The 18,370-nt window shown below is 56.8% G+C and carries 16 protein-coding genes; 14 read left to right on the plus strand and 2 right to left on the minus strand.

The features are described 5' to 3' along the window. Positions 1-13: 13 nt before the first annotated feature. Both D8B20_RS07370 and umuD read right to left on the minus strand, forming a co-directional pair. Positions 14-304 (minus strand): DUF2913 family protein, encoded by a 291-nt coding sequence (locus D8B20_RS07370; RefSeq protein WP_145888261.1) that lies wholly within the window; start codon positions 302-304, stop codon positions 14-16. Between the two features lie 354 nt (positions 305-658). Beyond that, complete coding sequence (gene umuD, locus D8B20_RS07375) at positions 659-1,090, minus strand: translesion error-prone DNA polymerase V autoproteolytic subunit (protein ID WP_145888262.1); 432 nt, start codon at positions 1,088-1,090, stop codon at positions 659-661. Between the two features lie 441 nt (positions 1,091-1,531). Here umuD and otsB point away from each other — a divergent pair, with 441 nt between their 5' ends. From otsB to cheY, 14 genes are all read left to right on the plus strand, one after another. Then, a complete protein-coding gene (gene otsB / locus D8B20_RS07380; protein WP_145888263.1) occupies positions 1,532-2,320 on the plus strand; it encodes a trehalose-phosphatase in 789 nt (262 codons plus the stop codon). Next, complete coding sequence (gene otsA, locus D8B20_RS07385) at positions 2,317-3,753, plus strand: alpha,alpha-trehalose-phosphate synthase (protein ID WP_145888264.1); 1,437 nt, start codon at positions 2,317-2,319, stop codon at positions 3,751-3,753. Before otsB ends, otsA begins: the two co-directional genes overlap by 4 nt. A 1,137-nt stretch (positions 3,754-4,890) precedes the next feature. Then, positions 4,891-5,241, plus strand: a complete 351-nt coding sequence (gene flhD, locus D8B20_RS07390; RefSeq protein WP_145888265.1) for a flagellar transcriptional regulator FlhD — start codon at positions 4,891-4,893, stop codon at positions 5,239-5,241. Next, positions 5,241-5,819 carry a flagellar transcriptional regulator FlhC gene (flhC, locus tag D8B20_RS07395; RefSeq protein WP_145888266.1) on the plus strand — a complete coding sequence of 193 codons (579 nt, stop codon included), beginning with the start codon at positions 5,241-5,243 and terminating at the stop codon, positions 5,817-5,819. The genes flhD and flhC overlap by 1 nt, the downstream gene beginning before the upstream one ends. Positions 5,820-5,952: 133 nt before the next feature. After that, positions 5,953-6,840, plus strand: coding sequence for a flagellar motor stator protein MotA (motA, locus tag D8B20_RS07400; protein ID WP_145888267.1), 888 nt, complete (start codon positions 5,953-5,955; stop codon positions 6,838-6,840). Further along, on the plus strand, positions 6,837-7,868 hold the full coding sequence (gene motB, locus D8B20_RS07405) for a flagellar motor protein MotB (protein ID WP_145888268.1): 1,032 nt from the start codon (positions 6,837-6,839) through the stop codon (positions 7,866-7,868). Before motA ends, motB begins: the two co-directional genes overlap by 4 nt. 10 nt (positions 7,869-7,878) lie before the next feature. Then, positions 7,879-9,870, plus strand: coding sequence for a chemotaxis protein CheA (gene cheA, locus D8B20_RS07410; RefSeq protein ID WP_186454431.1), 1,992 nt, complete (start codon positions 7,879-7,881; stop codon positions 9,868-9,870). Positions 9,871-9,893: 23 nt separating this feature from the next. Beyond that, a complete protein-coding gene (gene cheW / locus D8B20_RS07415; protein ID WP_128602205.1) occupies positions 9,894-10,391 on the plus strand; it encodes a chemotaxis protein CheW in 498 nt (165 codons plus the stop codon). A 163-nt stretch (positions 10,392-10,554) separates the two neighbouring features. After that, entirely contained in the window at positions 10,555-12,222 is a 1,668-nt protein-coding gene (locus D8B20_RS07420) for a methyl-accepting chemotaxis protein (protein WP_145888270.1), read from the plus strand. 178 nt (positions 12,223-12,400) lie between these two features. Then, complete coding sequence (locus tag D8B20_RS07425) at positions 12,401-14,065, plus strand: methyl-accepting chemotaxis protein (RefSeq protein ID WP_145888271.1); 1,665 nt, start codon at positions 12,401-12,403, stop codon at positions 14,063-14,065. Positions 14,066-14,233: 168 nt separating this feature from the next. Further along, a complete protein-coding gene (locus D8B20_RS07430; protein WP_145888272.1) occupies positions 14,234-15,913 on the plus strand; it encodes a methyl-accepting chemotaxis protein in 1,680 nt (559 codons plus the stop codon). A gap of 104 nt (positions 15,914-16,017) precedes the next feature. Then, positions 16,018-16,893: a protein-glutamate O-methyltransferase CheR gene (gene cheR, locus D8B20_RS07435; RefSeq protein ID WP_145888273.1), complete on the plus strand. Its 876-nt coding sequence runs from the start codon at positions 16,018-16,020 to the stop codon at positions 16,891-16,893. Then, on the plus strand, positions 16,890-17,939 hold the full coding sequence (locus D8B20_RS07440; protein ID WP_145888274.1) for a protein-glutamate methylesterase/protein-glutamine glutaminase: 1,050 nt from the start codon (positions 16,890-16,892) through the stop codon (positions 17,937-17,939). The genes cheR and D8B20_RS07440 overlap by 4 nt, the downstream gene beginning before the upstream one ends. 39 nt (positions 17,940-17,978) lie before the next feature. Continuing rightward, a complete protein-coding gene (cheY, locus tag D8B20_RS07445) occupies positions 17,979-18,368 on the plus strand; it encodes a chemotaxis response regulator CheY (RefSeq protein WP_021506272.1) in 390 nt (129 codons plus the stop codon). Positions 18,369-18,370 lie beyond the last annotated feature (2 nt).

An 18,370-nucleotide genomic window follows, 5' to 3' on the forward strand; every position in this document is an offset into this window, starting at 1 on the left:
CTGCAGGGGCGCTTCAGCCACCCAGACGCAGCGTTTCGGCACGTTTAGCCGTTTCGTAAACATAATGCAGCATCGGTTCCAGATCGGCATCCGGCCCGCCGCTGATAATTTTGCCGCGCAGCCACTCAATTTCACTGGTGATATCGGGATGGAAAATGGTGTTGTTCTGCGCATTGCGCAGCCATTTCAGCAGAAAGTTATTTTTCCCACGCACGCCCGCGGATTTTTTACTTTGCGCATGGAGTTTCAGCGCAACCAGAATGCAGTAATAGAAATGAACGCGCTGACTGTAATTCTGCAACATCTCATGGCTCTTCATCTGCCTGTTTTACGCCCGCCAGTGTGCATGGATGCGAAAAGCAGGTCAAATATAATCCAGCGGCCGCGGGCAGAAAGGTGAGGGCTGACGGTATTTTAAGATTTTCTTTAGCCGGACGCGAAAAAGGTCGCTTCACCGGCAGCGGTTATATTTTCTTTTCGTTATATCGGAAGCAATAACCCCGGTGGCCGAAGGCACAGGGAAATAAAGCATATTCAGAGCTGTCTGATGGGCGGGATAATATTTTGCCACCGGTTAACAGAGGGGGGGTATTTGTGTTGTGCCTGTCTGAGACCTGCCGCGCCGGCAGAAAAGCCCGGCGCGCAGAACGTCGCGGCGTTAACGCGCAGTACGCGCATCGTAAATAATAAAGGTGACCACCCCAAAGATTTCCAGCTCCTGTTCTTCGCTCAGCCTGATGGGTTGATAGCGCGGGTTCATCGGCATCAGCTGCACGCAGGGCGTGGTGTGCAGTCGCTTAACGGTAAATTCACCGTTGATGGCCGCGATAACAATATCGCCGTGCCTGGCGCGTAGCGAGCTGTCGACCACCAGCAAATCCCCTTCGTGCATATTGGCATCAGACATAGAGTCGCCCTCCACCCGGACAAAATAGGTTGCACTGGGGCGGGCGACCATCAGTTCATTGAGGTCGATTTTGCGCTCGACATAGTCCTGCGCCGGAGAAGGAAACCCTCCGCGTACTGCCTCAAGAAACAGCGGCCGGTAGCAAAGCTGCGGTGAAAGCTGTGGCAAAAAAAAGCGCGTCATTATGATTATCCCTGAATACTGTTTTTATATACAGTATTATCGCGCGGCAGGACAAATCAAGCGAATCGGCAGGGCTGGCAGCAATCCCGTTGAAATACAGCACAATTTTTTCGCAGCCAGGGCGGCCGGGCACACAGCGCGCCAGGGATTACTCTGAGAATGAAAGCGAAGCGTGCAGAAAGCAGAGCTATCCCCTTGTTTTTCGCGCAAAGCGCTGAAACCATCACTCTTCATCCGGCAACATCAGCAATCGACTGGCAAAACGCTATTTGCTGTCTACACTTACTGGTGCCGATGTTCGTAGTGCGGTTGCTGTGTTGACAGAAATTTTGTGCAGTTATGGAGCGTTACCCTTCAACCTGTTGTCCTGACGACAAAGCCTTCTACACCCAGCCTGCCTGCGCACATCCCGCTTATTTCAGTTCAAAGCAAGGAGGAGATGTGACCCCCGCGGTTAACGAGAACAGCACCCTGCCATCATTAAGTGGCGGACTTTATGCCTTCTTTTTTGATGTTGACGGCACGCTGGCAGCGATCGAGTCGCAGCCCGAGTCGGTTTCCATCCCCGCAACGGTGCGCCAGCATCTGCACCAACTCTCCACCCTGACCCATGGCGCGCTGGCGCTGGTTTCCGGTCGTCCCGTCTCACAGCTTGATGCGCTGGTGGCGCCACTGGTGTTACCGGCGGCTGGCGTCCACGGTGCCGAACGCCGCGCTGCTACCGGCGAGGTGCATCGTCACGTGCTGCCGGCTGACATCGCCAGTACGCTCCAGACCGAGCTGCAGGAGAAACTGGACCAGTGGCCGGGCACCCTGCTGGAAGTTAAAGGCATGGCGTTTGCGCTGCATTACCGCAATGCGCCAGCCTGTGAACACGCCATTCTGCAGCTGGCCGAAGAGGTCGTTTCGCGCTTTCCGGCGCTGGCACTTCAGCCCGGCAAATGCGTGGTTGAACTGAAACCGCAGGGCATCGATAAAGGTGCGGCGGTCAACGATTTTATGCAGGAAGCGCCATTTACCGGGCGTATCCCGGTATTTGTGGGTGACGATCTGACCGATGAGAAAGGCTTTCTCGCGGTAAATGCGATGAACGGTATTTCGGTTAAGGTCGGGGAAGGATCAAGCCATGCGCGTTACCGGCTGCCCGATGTTGCAGCCGTCTGGCACTGGCTTGAACAACTATTATTACAACTAGAACATGACAACGTCGGTAAGGAGTTTAGGTTATGAGTCGTTTAGTCGTCGTATCTAACCGTATCGCTATTCCTGATGGGAGTAAAACCAGTGCAGGCGGCCTCGCCGTCGGGATTCTGGATGCACTGCAGACCACCGGAGGATTGTGGTTTGGCTGGAACGGAGAGATCAGCGAATTCTCCGGTGAAGAGGATGAAGAACTTTCGCAGATCGAGCAGGACGGCATTACCTATGCGTCATTCCCGCTGAATCAAAACGATTACGATCAATATTACTGCCAGTTCTCCAATACGGTGATCTGGCCTGCCTTCCATTATCGCCTCGACCTGGTGGAGTATCAGCGCGAAGCGTGGGAAGGGTATAGCCGCGTCAACACGTTGCTGGCTCAGCGCCTGACGCCGCTGCTGAAGCCGGACGATATTCTGTGGATTCACGATTATCACCTGCTGCCTTTTGCCGCTGAACTGCGCAAACAGGGGGTGAATAACCGCATCGGATTCTTTCTGCATATCCCGTTCCCGACGCCGGAAATTTTCAACGCGCTGCCGCCGCATCAGGAACTGCTGGAGATGCTGTGTGAATATGATTTGCTGGGTTTCCAGACAGAATCCGACCGCGTGGCATTCCTCGACAGCCTGAGCCAGCTCACGCAGCTGCAGAATAAAGGCGACAAAAAGCACCGTGCCTTCGGCAATACCTTTATGACCGAGGTGTATCCGATTGGTATTGAGCCGGACAAAATCAAAGAGATGGCAGAAGGGCCGCTGCCGCCGAAGATGGCCGCCATGAAACGTGAGCTGGGCGATCTGCAGAATATTATTGCCTGCGAACGTCTGGATTACTCCAAGGGCTTACCGGAGCGTTTTCTGGCTTACGAAGCGCTGCTGGAAAACTTCCCGCAGCATCGTGGCAAAATCCGCTATTCGCAGATTGCGCCGACGTCGCGCGGTGACGTGCAGGCCTATCAGGATATCCGTCATCAGCTGGAGACCGAAGCCGGCCGGATTAACGGTAAATATGGCACGCTGGGCTGGACGCCACTTTTCTACCTCAACCAGCATTTCGACCGCCGTCTGCTGATGAAAATCTTCCGTCTCACCGATGTCGGACTGGTGACGCCGCTGCGTGACGGGATGAACCTGGTGGCCAAAGAGTACGTGGCGGCACAGGACCCGGACGATCCTGGTGTGCTGGTGCTGTCCCGCTTTGCCGGCGCGGCCAACGAGCTGACCTCAGCGCTGATTGTGAACCCGTACGATCGTGACGACGTCGCTGCCGCGCTGGACCGCGCGCTGACCATGCCGCGCACCGAGCGTATTTCGCGTTATAACGACATGATGGCTGTGCTGCGCAAGCAGGACATTACCGCGTGGCGTGAAAGCTTCCTGAAGGACCTGAACTCGCTGCCAAAGCGCAGTGACGATCACGGCACCGCCAGCAAAGTGGCGACCTTTCCCAGGCTAGCGTAACGCCGTTCTGCATCCTGACCTTTTCCCGCGACGGGAGAAGGTCGGGCAGGGCAGGCAGAGGAAGGACTGAACGTGCGCGCCTGCCATTGCAGCGCGCGCATGCTAAAAAGTCCTGAGCCGCTCCCTGACGGCCAGCACGCTCAGCGGCGGATGGCATCGGCATGTTGACTGCCGCTCACCCTCTGCGGTGTGAGAGAAAAGGCGGGTTCGCCGCATGCGCCCATGCATTTAGCGTGAAATCGATTTCATCCCCTTCAGCGCTGACTTGCTGAAATCTCATCAAAAAATCCCTGCCACGCTTAATAAATGTGCATCCAGACACAAAAGGGCGCTTTTTTTCATTCTTACCCTAAAGATTTGCCTGGCCAGGCCGATAGTTCTCACATACCCGTGCGTAAATTCGTCAATTCATTCATTTTGCTAATGTAACCCCCTGTTACATCCCCTGTCGTACCCATAACGTTCCCTGCAATCTCTTTACACTGCACGGGCATACAGCGCCCATTCTTCACGCTTCGCTATCACCCCGACCTGATGCCTGCGGGCAATATTCCCTGTAAGTGATTAATCCGAAAGCAAATAATTGTGCTCATTTTTAGTGTTTTATGCTGATGTATTGCCAGGATGCGGTGAGTTGTGATGGCCTAAAGCCAACGTAGCAGATAAAAGATCGCTTAGATGCGATCTTATGTGACAGGGGTCTGATTTCAGACTTTTCCTGTGAAATATTAGCGAAACAATCCAGAATTGCTCAAAAAATAGACAAAATAAAAGCGTTGCTGAAGGTTCAGCAAAAAAATTTGCCTTAAAAATGTGATCTGTATCACACTTTATCTAAAATTTCGCACCACTCACGTTGTATGTCGAAATCAGACGATATAGATTTGCGTTGTTTTCGGATTAGTCTTAAAAAACTGTAAGCAGACGTCAGGGAAGATGGTTACAACTCAAGAAAAGATTGGCCTGGAGTTTTGACTACTACTGATCAGTGTCCCGGCGGGAAGTGAAACAGTTCAGTATGCGTTGGCTTATGCCTGATTATTTTTTGCCATCTTTAGATTTACCAACCAGCAGCCCGAACCATAGAAACTAATTGTTCTGTGGCCGTATATATCGCGTCTATCAGGATGGAAAAAAATGGGTACATCAGAATTACTAAAACATATCTATGACATCAACCTGTCATATTTACTGCTCGCACAGCGTTTAATTAACCAGGAAAAAGCCTCTGCAATGTTTCGTTTAGGTATCGATGAATCGATGGCTGATGCATTGTCGCAATTAACTTTACCTGAGATGGTAAAATTAGCGGAAACCAATCAACTGGTTTGCCAGTTCCGCTTTACCGATCACAATTTAATTAATCGCCTGACCCAGGAATCCCGTGTGGATGATTTGCAGCAGATTCATACCGGAATATTATTATCCAGCCGTTTATTACGTGGCGCATCGAAAGACGAAGCGGGCGCGAAAAAGAGGGCTGTATAATGACTGAGAAAAGTATTGTTCAGGAAGCGCGCGATATTCAGCTGGCTATGGAGCTGATTACGTTAGGCGCCCGGTTGCAGATGCTGGAAAGCGAAACCCAGCTGAGTCGCGGTCGCCTGATTAAACTCTATAAAGAGCTGCGCGGTGCGCCACCCCCGAAAGGCATGCTGCCGTTTTCTACCGACTGGTTCATGACCTGGGAACAAAATATTCATGCGTCCATGTTCTGTAATGCCTGGAAGTTTCTGCTGAAAACCGGGCTGAGCAGTGGCGTAGATGCGGTAATTAAAGCTTACCGCCTGTATCTTGAGCAGTGTCCGCAATCGGACGAGGGCCCGCTGTTGGCGCTGACGCGCGCCTGGACCCTGGTGCGATTTGTCGAAAGCGGCATGCTGGAATTATCTGACTGCAAATGCTGTGGCGGGAGCTTCATTAACCACGCCCACCAGCCTGTTGGTAGCTTTGTTTGCAGCCTGTGCCAGCCGCCATCACGTGCCGTAAAAAGACGTAAACTTTCTGCAGATTCTGCCGATACCTTTCCACAACTGCTGGATGAACAGGTTAAACGCGCCGTTTAAGTTTGTTCGCATCGTGGAAAGCATCCAGCAGCGGTTAATACCGCTGCTTTTTTTTTGCCCCTTCCCTGCGAATAACACCTGCGGCTCTCTGGCTTAACTTCCACCAACACGTTACGGACGTAAGGATGTTTTTGTGCTGATTATTCTGGGTTATATCGTGGTTGTTGCCTCCGTGTTGGGCGGCTATATGATGGTCGGTGGCCATTTAGGCGCGCTCTACCAGCCTTCTGAACTGCTGATTATCGGTGGGGCGGCGATCGGGGCTTTTCTGGTCGGCAACAATGGCAAGGCAATTAAGAAAACCTTAAAAGCGCTGCCGCTGCTGATGCGCGGTTCAAAATATAACAAAGCCGTGTACATGGATTTAATGGCGCTGCTGTATCGCCTGATGGCGAAATCCCGTCAGCAGGGCATGCTGTCGCTGGAGCGCGACATTGAAGATCCCAGCCAGAGCGAAATTTTTGCTAACTATCCGCGTCTTTTGTCCGATAAACCATTAGTGGACTTTATTACGGACTATCTGCGACTGATGGTGAGCGGCAATATGAACGCCTTCGAAATTGAAGCACTGATGGATGAAGAGATCGAAACCTACGAGCACGAGTGTGAAGTACCAGCACAAAGTTTATCCTCGATGGGTGACGGCCTGCCGGCGTTTGGTATTGTCGCGGCGGTAATGGGAGTGGTACACGCCCTGGCATCCGCTGACCGTCCGGCCGCCGAGCTGGGGGCGCTGGTGGCGCACGCGATGGTGGGAACCTTCCTCGGTATTCTGCTGGCGTACGGCTTTATTTCACCGCTGGCTTCCGTGCTGCGTCAGAAGTGTGCAGAAACCACCAAGATGATGCAGTGCGTGAAGGTGACGCTGCTCTCCAGTCTTAACGGTTATGCGCCGCAGATCGCCGTAGAGTTTGGCCGTAAAACGCTTTACTCCACCGAGCGTCCTTCGTTTACCGAGCTGGAAGAGCATGTCCGTAATGCCAAGAATCCGGCGAAACAAACCGCGGATGAGAACTCATGAAGGCAGGCAATCACCCTATTGTGCTGGTCAGAAAGCGCAAACATAAAGGTCATCATGGTGCCCACGGTTCGTGGAAGATTGCCTATGCCGACTTTATGACGGCGATGATGGCGTTCTTTATGGTGATGTGGCTGCTGTCAATCTCCAGCCCGAAACAGCTGGTGCAGATTGCCGAGTATTTTCGCACGCCGCTGAAAGTGGCGCTGACCGGCGGCGCGCGCAGCAGCGACAGCGAAAGCCCGATTCCCGGCGGCGGTGACGATCCGACGCGCAAAGAGGGTGAGGTGCATAAGGTGGTGGATATGGACGCGCAGAAGAAAAAGCTGGAAGAGCTGCGCCTCAATCGCCTGCGTGAAAAGCTCGATCAGCTGATTGAAGCCGATCCACGCCTGAAAGCGCTGCGTCCGCATCTGATTATTAACATGGTCGATGAGGGGCTGCGGATTCAGATTATCGACAGCCAGAACCGCCCGATGTTTAAAACCGGCAGTGCCGAAGTGGAGCCGTACATGCGCGATATTCTGCGTGCGATTGCCCCGGTGCTGAATGATATTCCGAACAAAATCAGTATGTCCGGCCATACCGATGATTTCCAGTATGCCAACGGTGAACGTGGCTACAGCAACTGGGAACTGTCCGCGGATCGCGCTAACGCCTCACGTCGTGAGCTGGTGGCAGGCGGTCTGGATGCCGGCAAGATGCTGCGCGTGGTCGGCATGGCCGACACCATGAAGCTGAAAAACCGGGGCGCAAATGATGCGGTTAACCGCCGTATCAGCCTGCTGGTGCTGAATCATGACACCGAAGCAGCGATTGAAAAAGAGAATGCCGAGAGCGACGCCGTGCAGGTGAGCGATCCGGCGCAGATTATACCCAACATTACCGCACCGGCAGTGCCGGCGGCGGCTTCTGCTCCGGCAGCCCCAACCGCAGCACCGGCTACGCCGGCACCTGCGACGGCGCCGGCAGCAGCGGCAGCGCCTGCTACTGGCGCGGTGACACCAGACCAACCCTCACAGCCGAGGTGATCCCGTGAGTATGGACATCAGCGATTTTTACCAGACGTTTTTTGACGAAGCCGATGAGCTGTTAGCGGATATGGAGCAACACCTGCTGGGACTTGATCCCCAGGAGCCCGATTCCGAGCAGTTGAACGCCATCTTCCGCGCCGCCCACTCCATCAAGGGCGGAGCCGGTACATTTGGCTTTACGGTTTTACAGGAAACCACTCACATCCTGGAAAACATTCTGGATGGTGCGCGCCGCGGCGAAATGCAGCTCAGCACCGACATCATCAACCTGTTTTTGGAAACCAAAGATATTATGCAGGAACAGCTCGATGCCTATAAAACCGCGCAGGAGCCTAATGCAGAAAGCTTTAATTACATCTGCGAAGCCCTGCGTCAGCTGGCGCTGGAAGCAAAAGGCATAGCGCCAGACGCGCCGAAAGTCGTCGCGGTGGCCGCCGCCGCCCCAGCCCCGGTGGCCAGCAGTGGCCTGCGCCTGCAGCTGGTGGATCTGAAAGAGAAAGAGCCGGATCTGCTGCTGGAAGAGCTGGGCAACCTCGGCACGCTGACAGACGTGGTAAAAGGCGCCAGTTCGCTGGAAGCCACCATTGATGGCGTCGGCAAAGATGACATCGTGGCCGTGCTGTGCTTTGTCATTGATGAAAAACAGATTCGCTTCCCGTCGGGCGAGGCGCCTGCCGCCGAAGCCGCTGCGCAAGCCGCGCAGCCGGAAGTCGCCGCTGTGGCTGAGCCGGTGCAGACCGCGACCGTCACCGACATTACGCCTGCCGTGAAGCGCGAAGCCAAACGCGCCGCCGCGCCGGCCAAATCCAGCGAATCCAGCAGCATCCGCGTGGCGGTTGAGAAAGTGGATCAGCTGATTAACCTGGTCGGCGAGCTGGTTATTACCCAGTCTATGCTGGCACAGCGCTCCGGTGCACTCGACCCGGTGGCGCACGGCGACCTGCTGAACAGCATGGGGCAGCTGGAGCGTAACGCGCGCGATCTGCAGGAATCGGTGATGTCGATCCGTATGATGCCGATGGAGTATGTCTTCAGCCGCTTCCCGCGTCTGGTGCGCGATCTGGCCAGCAAGCTGGGTAAAGAAGTCGAGCTGACGCTGCTCGGCAGCTCGACCGAACTGGATAAGAGCCTGATTGAACGCATTATCGATCCGTTAACGCACCTGGTGCGTAACAGCCTTGACCACGGGATTGAAACGCCGGAAAAACGCCTGGCCGCCAACAAAACGGCAGTGGGCAACCTGACGCTGTCAGCAGAACATCAGGGCGGTAACATCTGCATCGAAGTGATTGATGACGGTGCCGGTCTGAACCGTGAACGCATTCTGGCGAAAGCGCTCTCTTCCGGCCTGCCGGTAAGCGACAGCATGAGTGACGAAGAAGTCGGTATGCTGATTTTCGCCCCGGGCTTCTCCACGGCAGAACAGGTCACCGACGTCTCCGGACGCGGCGTAGGCATGGACGTGGTGAAACGAAATATTCAGGAGATGGGCGGTCACGTCGAAATTGCCTCGAAGCAGGGCAAAGGCACCACCATCCGCATCCTGCTGCCGCTGACGCTGGCAATCCTCGATGGGATGTCAGTGCGCGTGGCGGACGAGGTGTTCATTCTGCCGCTTAACGCCGTGATGGAGTCCCTGCAGCCGACCGCCGCAGAGCTGAAACCGCTGGCCGGTGGCGAGCGCGTGCTGGAAGTGCGCGGCGAGTACCTGCCGCTGGTTGAGCTGTGGAATGTGTTTGATGTCCAGAATGCCAAAACCGACGCCACGCAGGGCATTGTCGTGATTCTGCAAAGTGCCGGACGTCGCTATGCACTGCTGGTCGATCAGCTGATTGGTCAGCATCAGGTGGTGGTGAAGAACCTGGAAAGTAACTATCGCAAAGTGCCGGGCATTTCAGCCGCCACCATCCTTGGTGATGGCAGCGTGGCGCTGATTGTGGATGTTTCGGCTCTGCAATCGTTGAACCGTGAAAAGCGTGTGGCCGGTGCCGCAGCGTAACTGATAACGAAAGGGTAAAAAAAATGACTGACATGGCAACCGTGACCAAAATCGCTGGCGAAACCGTCGGCCAGGAGTTCCTGGTTTTCACCCTCGGTGATGAAGAGTACGGCATCGATATCCTGAAGGTGCAGGAGATTCGCGGCTACGACCAGGTAACGCGTATTGCAAACACGCCGGAATTTATTAAAGGCGTAACCAACCTGCGCGGCGTGATCGTGCCCATCATCGATCTGCGCGTGAAATTCTCGCAGCCGGACGTGGATTACAACGAAAACACCGTGGTTATCGTGCTGAATCTGGAGCACCGCGTGGTGGGCATCGTGGTCGATGGCGTTTCAGATGTGCTGTCGCTGACGCAGGATCAGATTCGTCCTTCACCGGAATTTGCCGTCACCATGTCCACCGAGTACCTGACCGGTCTGGGTGCGCTGGGTGAGCGTATGCTGATCCTGGTCGATATTGAAAAGCTGCTGAGCAGCGAAGAGATGGCGCTGGTGGACACGCTGCGCAGCGCGTAATCCACCCATCACGGGCTGCCCCGGCGGCCCGTGATAGTCACGTCATGTTGTAACTGATTGTTAATAAACAATAAAAAAAGAAAATCTCGTCTGTATTCGCTCAATCTTTAGCCGCCCGCGCCGATAACTCTCCTGCAAACTTCTCTCTTTTTCAGGGCTCTCTATGTTAACCAAAATCCGTGTCGTCACCAGCCTGCTGCTGGTATTGCTGATGTTTGGCCTGCTGCAGGCGTTCGCCGGCGGCGTGTTTTTCTCGGCCTTAAGCGATGATAAAACCAGCTTTAACACCTCACAGCTGGCAAGCAAAAATCTTGAAGCGCTCACCGATGCTTATATGAGCCTCAATCAAAGCCGCGTGGTGCTGACGCGTATTCAGCTGCGCATTGCCAACAGCAAGCTGGATGGCAAAGCGCCGGATATCGCCTCGCTGTTTACCGACAGCCAGACTTTCCAGCAGACGGCGGCGAAAAATTTCGAACTGTTTAAAGCCACGCCGGACACGCCGGGACAGAACGCTGAACTGAACAGCCGGCTGGAAAGCACCTACACCGCCTATGCGTCAGCGCTGGCGCAGATGCAGACCGCGCTGGTTGCCGGCAACCTGGATGCCGCCGGCAAGGTGCCGGTGGCACCCAGCCAGAGTGCTTTCCTGCAGGTCTACACCGAGTGGCGTGCCGATCAGGCGCACCTGGCCGAACAGGGCATTGTGAAAAACGCCAGTGCCTATACGCATATGCTGTGGATACTGGGCGTGATTATGCTGCTGGTGCTGCTGGCAATCGCGCTGTGCTGGGCAGGGCTGCGTCGCATACTGATTGCGCCGCTGAATGAAAATATCGCCCACATCCGGCACATTGCGCAGGGCGATCTGACCCGGCCGATTGCCGTGACCGGCCGTAACGAGATGACCCAGCTGGCCAGTAACCTGCACGAAATGCAGCAGTCGCTGGTGCGCACCGTCAGCAACGTGCGCGACGGATCGGACGCGATTTTCACCGGCGCCAGCGAAATCTCTGCCGGCAATAACGATCTCTCCGCGCGCACCGAAGAGCAGGCCGCTTCACTGGAGCAGACCGCTGCCAGCATGGAGCAGCTGACCGCCACCGTGAAGCAGAACGCCGAAAACGCGCGTCAGGCCTCGCAGCTGGCGCTGAGCGCGTCAGAAACCGCGCAGAAGGGTGGCAATGTGGTGGAAGGGGTGGTGCGCACCATGCGCGACATCGCCGGCAGTTCAAAGAAAATCGCTGACATTACCAGCGTGATCGACGGCATCGCTTTCCAGACCAACATCCTTGCGCTGAACGCTGCGGTGGAAGCGGCGCGCGCGGGCGAACAGGGCCGCGGCTTCGCCGTGGTGGCAGGTGAAGTGCGCAGCCTGGCGCAGCGCAGCGCGCAGGCGGCGAAAGAGATCAAAGGGCTGATCGAAGATTCAGTGCGCCGCGTGGACAGCGGTTCACAGCTGGTGGGCACCGCCGGGGAGACCATGAGTGAAATCGTCAGTGCGGTCACGCGCGTGACTGACATTATGGGGGAAATCGCCTCGGCTTCCGATGAGCAGAGCCGCGGGATCGATCAGGTGGGCGAAGCCGTAACCGAGATGGATCGTGTCACCCAGCAGAACGCCTCGCTGGTGGAAGAGTCCGCGGCGGCGGCGGCCTCGCTGGAGGAGCAGGCCAGCCGCCTGAGCCAGTCGGTGGCGGTATTCCGCATCCCGCAGACGGCGGCCAGCGGCACGGCGACACGCCATCCGCAAATCGCCCCGCCGGTAACCAGCAGCGCGCGCAAAGCGGTGACGGCCCCGGTCAGCGACAGTCACTGGGAAACCTTCTGATCGGCTGCTGCGCCTCTCCCCGGACCGGAGGGCGCAGCGTTCTGCTGCTTTCTTTAGTTATAAAAGACTGAAGAAAAGCTTAATTACAGAATGATCCTTTATAAAGCCGCGAAAAACCCCTCAAAAATTCAGCATGGTGGTCGATAACAGGGAAGTTAAAACCCCTTTTGGAGACACCATGTTAAAACGAATCAATGTCGTCACCAGCCTGATCATCGTTCTGCTGATCTTTGGTGCACTGCAGCTTATTTCCGGCGGCCTGTTCTGGTCGGCATTACAAAAAGATAAAGAGGCATTTGCCGTTGCCCAGACGTCAACCGAAAACGTGGCGGCCATGTCCGACGCCTGGATTGAGCTGAACCAGACCCGAACCGTGCTGAACCGCGCCATGCTGCGCATGCAGGGCAGCATGGCGTCGCAGACCAACGGCGGCCAGCTGGCGGCGCTGATCGCCCAGACCGAGAAACAGCTGGATGTGGCCGCCGGTCACTATAAGCGTTACTACGATATGCCTTCGACGCCGGGCTTGCCGGAAGCGCTGACTGAGCGACTGGAAGCGGATTACGGCACCTTCAATGAGGGCCTGAAAGCCATGCTGGCGCGCCTGAAAGCCAACGATCTGCAGGGCATGTTTGACCAGAACATCGAAGCTAAGCAGGTCAAAATGAAAGCCACCTATGAAGAGTGGCGTGCGGCGCAGAGCGCGCTGTCGGCAGAAGGTGTGGCGCAGAACCAGCGTGCCTTTAATGCCATGATGTGGCTGCTGCTCTCGGTGGCGGTGGTGGTGATTGCGGTGATCGCTGGCTGCTGGTTTGGCTTGCGCAGCGTACTGATTCAGCCGCTGCACCAGCTGCTGGGCCATATCCGCCATATCGCCTCCGGCGATCTCACCCAGACCATCACGGTCGAAGGGCGCAACGAGATGAGCCAGCTGGCGGGCAGCCTGCACGAGATGCAGCAGTCGCTGGTGCGCACCGTCAGCAACGTGCGTGACGGGTCGGACGCGATTTTCACCGGAGCCAGCGAAATCTCTGCCGGCAACAACGATCTCTCCGCACGCACTGAAGAGCAGGCCGCTTCGCTGGAGCAGACCGCTGCCAGCATGGAGCAGCTGACCGCTACCGTGAAGCAGAATGCCGAGAACGCGCGTCAGGCGTCACAGCTGGCGCTGAACGCCTCAGAAACCGCCCGTAAAGGGGGTGATGTGGTTGAGGGCGTGGTGCGCACCATGAGCGATATCGCCGGCAGTTCGAAGAAGATTGCCGATATTACCAGCGTGATCGATGGCATCGCCTTCCAGACCAATATTCTGGCGCTGAACGCCGCGGTGGAAGCGGCGCGCGCGGGCGAGCAGGGCCGTGGCTTTGCCGTGGTCGCCGGTGAGGTGCGCAACCTGGCACAGCGCAGTGCCCAGGCGGCGAAAGAGATCAAGGGGCTGATCGAGGATTCCGTTAATCGCGTGAATGCCGGTTCGCAGCTGGTGGGAACCGCTGGCGAGACGATGAATGACATCGTCGGCGCCGTGACGCGCGTGACCGATATCATGGGTGAGATTGCATCCGCCTCTGACGAGCAGAGCCGCGGCATCGATCAGGTCGGTGAAGCGGTAAACGAGATGGATCGCGTGACGCAGCAGAACGCCTCGCTGGTGGAAGAGTCCGCGGCGGCCGCCGCCTCGCTGGAGGAGCAGGCCAGCCGCCTGAGCCAGTCAGTGGCGGTGTTCCGTATCCCGCGGGCTCTGCAGGCAGCGGCTGCGCCACGTCAGGTGGCCACCGCAGCCGCCGGCGCGCCGCGTAAAGCGGTTGCCGCGCCGGTCAGCGATGCGAACTGGGAAACGTTCTAAGCCTGAGCCGCGCGCTGTGCTGTACAGCCGCACCTGAGCCTTTGCCGGCTTCAGCCGGTAGACACGGGCGACCCAGCGGGTCGCCCGTGTGCTGTCTGCCATCCCATCCATAAAGATTCGTGCGCCAGCGCCGATAACTCCAGCGATTCGCCAACCAACGAGGTGTGTATGTTCAGTCGTATTCGAGTGGTATCCGGTTTGCTGTGTGTACTGGCGCTGTTTGCTTTGCTGCAGCTGTTTTCCGGAGGAATGTTTTTTACAACGGTGAAAGCCGATAAAGATAATTTCGCTTATAACCAGCGCCTGAGCACGCTGCAGCGCGCGATGGGCACGTCCTGGGTTTCACTGGTGCAGGCGCGTAACACGCTGAACCGTGCCGGTATCCGCTACCTGCTGGACAGTCAGCAGTCCGGCTCCGGCGCCTCGGTAAAAGACCTGGTGGCACTGGCCAACGAAGAGTTAAAAGTTGCCGATCAGGGTTTTGACGAATTCAATGCCAGCCTGTCTGAAGCGGGCAAAAGTGCGGATAACGTACTGGCGCTGCAGGCCAACTATAAAGCCTATCGCGGTGCGCTGGCAGAGCTGATTGAGTTTCTCGGCAGCGGGAATTTCAAAGGCTTTGTTGACCAGCCAACGCAGGGTTTCCAGGACAAATTTGAAAAAGATTACAACGCCTGGCTGGCCTATAACCTGGTGCTGGCTAAGCAGGGCGTCGATGCCAACGAAAGCGCCTATCAGCGCTCTATCCTGCTGGTACTGGGCACGCTGCTGGTGACGCTGCTGGTGATTGCGCTGGTGTGGAGTGGAATGCGCACGGCGCTGATCCGTCCGCTGAAGCAGAGCATTGAACATATCCGTCATATCGCCCGCGGCGATCTCACCCAGCCGGTGGACGTCAGCGTGCGCAATGAAATGGGCGATCTGCTGAGTTCACTGCAGCACATGCAGCAGGAGCTGGCGCGCACCGTCCGCACCGTCCGCGATGGCTCTGAAGCGATCTACACCGGTGCCAGCGAAATCGCGATGGGCAACAACGATCTTTCTTCCCGTACGGAGCAGCAGGCGGCCTCGCTGGAGCAAACCGCGGCCAGCATGGAGCAGCTCACCGCCACGGTGAAACAGAACGCCGAGAACGCGCGTCAGGCGTCCAAACTGGCGCTTACCGCCTCCGAGACCGCGCAGCAGGGCGGCAAAGTGGTGGATGGCGTGGTCACCACCATGAAAGACATTGCCGGCAGTTCGAAAAAGATCGCAGACATCACCAGCGTGATTGACGGTATCGCCTTCCAGACCAACATCCTGGCGCTGAACGCCGCGGTGGAAGCGGCGCGTGCCGGCGAGCAGGGGCGCGGCTTTGCCGTGGTAGCCGGTGAAGTGCGCAGCCTGGCGCAGCGCAGCGCGCAGGCGGCAAAAGAGATTAAGGGGTTGATTGAAGACTCGGTTAACCGCGTGAACACCGGTTCCGTGCTGGTGGAGAGCGCCGGCGAAACCATGAGCGAAATTGTCAGTGCGGTCACCCGCGTAACCGACATCATGGGCGAAATCGCGTCTGCGTCAGACGAGCAGAGCCGCGGGATTGACCAGGTTGGACTGGCGGTTAACGAGATGGATCGCGTGACGCAGCAGAACGCCGCGCTGGTGGAAGAGTCTGCTACCGCTGCTGCTGCGCTGGAAGATCAGGCCAGCCGACTGAAACAGTCAGTCGCAGTGTTCAATATTGGTAAAGAATTTGTCGCCCAGGCCGTTAACGTAACTACAGCGCCAAAAATTGCGCGTCAGAGTGCGGCACCTGCACTGGCATCCGCCACAGGCGCACGCGGCGCTGACGATAACTGGGAAACCTTTTAACCCTTGTGGCCGCTGCAAGGCGGCCCGTGTGAATGGTGTGCACTGGCAGCACAGTAGCAACCGCAGTATCACAATTTAATCAGTCTGTTGCCGGGTAACCCGAAATGAAGAAATCGACGTTATTGGATCAAAACGAAGCGACAACGCTGCTCTCACAAATGGTGCAGCGTCTGCCGCTCTCGGATGCACATTTTCGTCGTATCAGCCAGCTGATCTATCAGCGCGCAGGAATTGTGCTGGCCGATCACAAGCGTGAGATGGTGTACAACCGCTTAGTACGCCGGCTGCGCACGCTGAATATTGATGATTTTGGTCGCTATCTGGCGCTGCTGGAACAGGATCCCAACAGCGCTGAGTGGCAGGCGTTTGTTAACGCCCTGACCACCAACCTGACCGCCTTTTTCCGTGAGGCGCACCATTTTCCGATTCTGGCTGAGCATGCGCGCAAGCGCAGTGGCAACTTCAGCGTCTGGAGCACGGCAGCCTCCACCGGAGAAGAGCCTTACTCCATCGCCATGACGCTGGCCGAAACGCTGGGAACCGGGCCGGGTAAGTTTACGGTCCACGCCAGCGATATCGATACGCAGGTGCTGGAAAAGGCCGTGGCGGGCGTTTATCGCCAGGAGGAGCTGCGCACGCTGTCGCAATCGCAGCTGCAGCGCTTCTTCCTGCGCGGCACCGGACCGCACGCCGGCATGGTGCGGGTGCGGTCGGAACTGGCCAGCATGGTGAGTTATGCGCAGCTGAACTTACTGGCAAACGACTGGGCGTTGCCGGGCCCGTTCGACGCAATTTTTTGTCGCAACGTGATGATCTATTTCGATAAAGAGACGCAGGAAAAAATTCTGCGCCGTTTTGTCCCCCTGCTGAAGCCCGGCGGTCTGCTGTTTGCCGGACATTCAGAGAACTTTAGTCAGATCAGTAAAGAGTTCTGGTTACGTGGACAGACAGTCTATGGACTGACCAAGGAAAGACGATGAGCAAAATCACCGTGATGTGCGTGGATGACTCCGCGCTGATGCGTCAGTTGATGACGGAGATCATCAACAGCCATCCCGATATGGAGATGGTCGCGACGGCGCCGGACCCGCTGGTGGCGCGGGATTTGATCAAACAGTATGACCCGCAGGTGCTGACGCTGGACGTTGAGATGCCACGTATGGACGGTCTCGACTTTCTGGAAAGGCTGATGCGTCTGCGTCCGATGCCGGTGGTGATGGTGTCGTCGCTGACCGGAAAAGGTTCTGAAGTGACGCTGCGTGCGCTGGAGCTGGGGGCGGTGGATTTTGTCACCAAACCGCAGCTGGGCATTCGTGAAGGCATGCTGGCCTACAGCCAGATGATTGCGGACAAAATCCGCGCGGCGGCACGCGCCAGGCTGCACGTGCGCGCCGCAATGCCTGCGCCCGCCATGCTGAAAGCCGGCCCGCTGCTGAGTAGTGAGAAGCTGATTGCCATCGGCTCCTCCACCGGCGGCACCGAAGCGATTCGCCACGTGCTGCAGCCGCTGCCGGCCACCAGCCCGGCGCTGCTGATTACGCAACATATGCCGCCCGGCTTCACCCGCTCTTTTGCGGAGCGTCTGAACAAGCTGTGTCAGATCACCGTAAAAGAAGCGGAAGACGGCGAGCGTATTCTGCCCGGGCACGCCTATATCGCACCCGGTGCCATGCACATGGAGCTGGGGCGCAGCGGGGCGAACTATGTCGTAAAACTGAATGATGGCCCGCCGGTGAACCGGCACAAACCCTCTGTGGATGTGCTGTTCCGCTCGGTTGCCGTTAATGCAGGACGAAATGCAGTGGGGGTCATCCTGACCGGTATGGGTAACGACGGGGCTGCGGGGATGCTGGAAATGCATCGCGCCGGCGCCTGGACCATTGCCCAGGATGAAGCCAGCTGCGTGGTATTTGGCATGCCGCGCGAAGCGATAGCGATGGGCGGAGCCAGTGAGGTGGTGGATTTAAGCCACATCAGCCAGCACATGCTGGCAAAAATTAGCGCCGGACAGGCATTGCGAATTTAACGAGCCGGTCCTGCCGGACAAGACAACACAGGAGTAGATATGGCTGATAAAAACATGCGCTTTTTGGTAGTGGACGACTTCAACACGATGCGTCGTATCGTCCGCAACCTGCTCAAAGAACTGGGCTTCAACAACGTTGAAGAAGCGGAAGATGGCGTAGACGCACTGACCAAACTGCGTGCCGGCGGCTTTGACTTTGTGATCTCCGACTGGAACATGCCAAACATGGATGGTCTGGAACTGCTGCAGACCATTCGTGCTGACGCCACGCTGGGCAAATTGCCGGTGCTGATGGTGACGGCAGAAGCCAAGAAAGAGAACATCATTGCGGCTGCGCAGGCCGGCGCCAGCGGTTACGTGGTAAAACCTTTTACCGCCGCTACCCTGGAAGAGAAGTTAGGTAAAATCTTCGAAAAACTGGGTATGTAAGG

It is taken from the genome of Candidatus Pantoea soli (assembly GCF_007833795.1).
GTDB lineage: Bacteria > Pseudomonadota > Gammaproteobacteria > Enterobacterales > Enterobacteriaceae > Pantoea > Pantoea soli.